We start from the raw sequence: 3049 nt of genomic DNA, 5'->3' as shown, positions 1-3049 counted from the left end.
GTTCTCCACCCGCGGGTGGAGAACCCCCTCGGCACGGGGCGGGAGCCCGGTCAGGCGTCGATGCGGGAGCGGTCCAGGGTCGCCGCGGAGTCCACGATGAACTCCTTGCGCGGGGCGACGTCGTTGCCCATCAGCAGGTCGAAGGTCTTCTCCGCGGCCTCCAGGTCGCCGAGGTTGATCCGGCGCAGGATCCGGTGCCGCGGGTCCATGGTGGTCTCCGCCAGCTGGTCGGCGTCCATCTCGCCGAGGCCCTTGTAGCGCTGCACCGGGTCCTTCCAGCGCAGCCCCTTGGACTGGAACTCCAGCAGGGTGCGCCGCAGTTCGGCGTCCGAGTAGGTGTAGTGGTACTTGCCCTGCCCGCGCTTGGGGTTGGTGAGCTCGATCCGGTGCAGCGGGGGCACCGCGGCGAACACCCGGCCCTGCTCCACCATCGGCCGCATGTAGCGCTGGAAGAGCGTCAGCAGCAGGCAGCGGATGTGCGAGCCGTCGACGTCGGCGTCGGCCATGAAGATGACCCGGCCGTAGCGGGCCTGGTCGATGTCGAAGGTGCGGCCGGAGCCGGCTCCTATGACCTGGATGATCGAGGCGCACTCGGCGTTCTTGAGCATGTCGGCCACGGAGGCCTTCTGCACGTTGAGGATCTTGCCGCGGATCGGCAGCAGCGCCTGGAACTCCGAGTTGCGCGCCAGCTTCGCGGTGCCGAGCGCCGAGTCGCCCTCGACGATGAACAGCTCGCTGCGGTCCACGTCGTCACTGCGGCAGTCGGCGAGCTTGGCCGGCAGCGAGGAGGTCTCCAGCGCGGTCTTCCGGCGCTGCGCCTCCTTGTGCTGGCGGGCGGCGACCCGGGTGCGGGCGGCCGCGACGACCTTCTCCAGGACGGCGCGGGCCTGGACCTTCTCGTCCTTCTTGGCCGAGGTCAGGAAGGCCTTCAGCTCCTTGGCGACCACCGCGGCGACGATCCGGTTGGCCGCCGAGGTGCCGAGCACCTCCTTGGTCTGGCCCTCGAACTGCGGCTCGGCGAGCCGGACGGTGACCACCGCGGTGAGGCCCTCCAGGGCGTCGTCCTTGGTGATGTCGTCCTCGGCGACCCGCAGCACCTTGGCACTGCGCAGCGCCTCGTTCACGGTCTTGGCGAGCGAGCGCTCGAAGCCGGTGACGTGGGTGCCGCCCTTGGGGGTGGCGATGATGTTCACGAAGGAGCGCATGGTGCTGTCGTAGCCGGCGCCCCAGCGCAGCGCGATGTCCACCCCGAGCTGGCGGGTGACCTCGGTGGGCGTCATGTGGCCGAGCTCGTCCAGGACGGGCACGGTCTCCTTGAAGGTGCCCTCGCCGTGCAGCCGCAGCACGTCGCAGATCGGCTTGTCCGGGGCGAGGAACTCGCAGAACTCGGCGATGCCGCCGTCGAAGCGGAAGGTCGCCTCGTCGACCTTCTCACTCTCCGTCAGGCGCTCGTCACGGACGATGATGGTCAGGCCGGGGACGAGGAACGCGGTCTGCCGGGCCCGGGCGTGCAGGCTCTCCAGCGAGAGGCGGGCGTCCTTGAGGAAGATCTGCCGGTCGGCCCAGTAGCGGATCCGGGTGCCGGTGCGCCCGCGCGGGGCCTTGCCCTTCTTGGTGAGGCCGCCGGCCGCCTCGAACGGGGCGTCCGGGCTGAGCTCGGTGAAGATGCCGGGGGTGCCGCGGCGGAAGCTGATCGCGTGGGTGTGGCCGCCGCGGTCGACCTCGACGTCCAGGCGGGCGGAGAGGGCGTTGACCACCGAGGCGCCGACGCCGTGCAGGCCGCCGGAGGCCGCGTAGGAGCCGCCGCCGAACTTGCCGCCGGCGTGCAGCTTGGTCATCACGACCTCGACGCCGGACAGGCCGGTCTTCGGCTCCACGTCGACCGGGATGCCGCGGCCGTTGTCGCGGACCTCGACGGAGCCGTCCTCGTGCAGGAGGACCTCGATCCGGTCGCAGAAGCCGCCGAGCGCCTCGTCGACCGAGTTGTCGATGATCTCCCACAGGCAGTGCATCAGTCCGCGGCTGTCGGTGGAACCGATGTACATGCCGGGGCGCTTGCGGACCGCCTCCAGCCCCTCCAGGACCAGCAGGTGCCGAGCGGTGTAGTTGGAACCGTCGTCCTGGGCGAGCAGGGCGGACGGCACTGATTCGGCACTCATGCGGCGTTGCACTCCTCAATGAAGTTCTCTGACTGGTCTGCTCGGCCCGCCGGGCCCCCGGCGCGCTCTCACTGGGCGAGACACCGGGTGTGGCGCGCCTCGCAGCCTGTACGCGCTGCGCGAACACGGCCTCGGCCCGGCACCGCGGCGCCGGGGCGCCATCTCCACCTGCCACCACGGTTCCTGTCGGACCGTGGCACCGGGCGCAGGCGGCGGAGCTGCTGCGATGCAGGCTACCGGTGCCCGGGACGGGGCTTATGCTCCAACCCAGCAGAGGATTATGCTACGCGGACCTCGGACATCGCTTCGATCGGACGTTCGAGGGACGCTGTGCGCCACCGGAACCGGCACGCATGAACCGCCGATCCCCGGGGCACGTCCTCATCAACAACAGCAGAATCCTCCGAGAAGAAAAGCCACGAGCGGGAACGAAATCGACCTGGTTGGATGTTCACCCTGGTACGACAGCTCGTCGAGCTAGAGAAGAGGCGACGTGACTACTGTTCTGACCCCTGCGAGCCCGCTCACCGCGGCTGACCGCTGCGACCGTTGCGGCGCCCAGGCCTACCTGCGCGTTGTCCTCGCCAGCGGCGGAGAGCTGCTGTTCTGCGCCCACCACGGCCGCAAGTTCGAGCCCGAGCTCAAGAAGATCGCCGTGGAGATACAGGACGAGACGGGCCGCCTCGGCGCGACCCCGGCCTCGGCCACCGACGACGAGCGCTGACCGACACCGGCGCACGGCGAGCCGGAACGGCACGGGCCACGGGGCCGGGTGGCAGGGGCCAGCCTCCGGCAACCGCGCCCCACCCCTGGCCGGGCCGCCCCCCCCCCGCGGGGGCCCCGCCCCCGCCCCCCCCGGGGCGGCGGGGGGGGGGGGCGGCCCCCCCCCC

2 protein-coding genes are annotated in these 3049 nt (G+C 71.1%); one reads left to right on the top strand and one right to left on the bottom strand.

Features of this window, described 5'->3' with window-relative positions:
* Nucleotides 1-50 precede the first annotated feature (50 nt).
* On the bottom strand, nucleotides 51-2159 hold the full coding sequence (locus ACFV0G_RS37640) for a type IIA DNA topoisomerase subunit B (RefSeq protein ID WP_380557808.1): 2109 nt from the start codon (nucleotides 2157-2159) through the stop codon (nucleotides 51-53).
* A gap of 493 nt (nucleotides 2160-2652) precedes the next feature.
* On the opposite strand from ACFV0G_RS37640, the gene ACFV0G_RS37635 reads away from it, so the two are divergent.
* Nucleotides 2653-2883: a hypothetical protein gene (locus tag ACFV0G_RS37635; protein WP_380557805.1), complete on the top strand. Its 231-nt coding sequence runs from the start codon at nucleotides 2653-2655 to the stop codon at nucleotides 2881-2883.
* Nucleotides 2884-3049 lie beyond the last annotated feature (166 nt).

Origin of the sequence: Kitasatospora sp. NPDC059571, assembly GCF_042735675.1 — a bacterium.
In the GTDB taxonomy this organism is placed as follows: domain Bacteria; phylum Actinomycetota; class Actinomycetes; order Streptomycetales; family Streptomycetaceae; genus Kitasatospora.
Note: the sequence above shows the minus strand (reverse complement) of the source record. Positions and strands in the feature narration are given on the sequence as shown.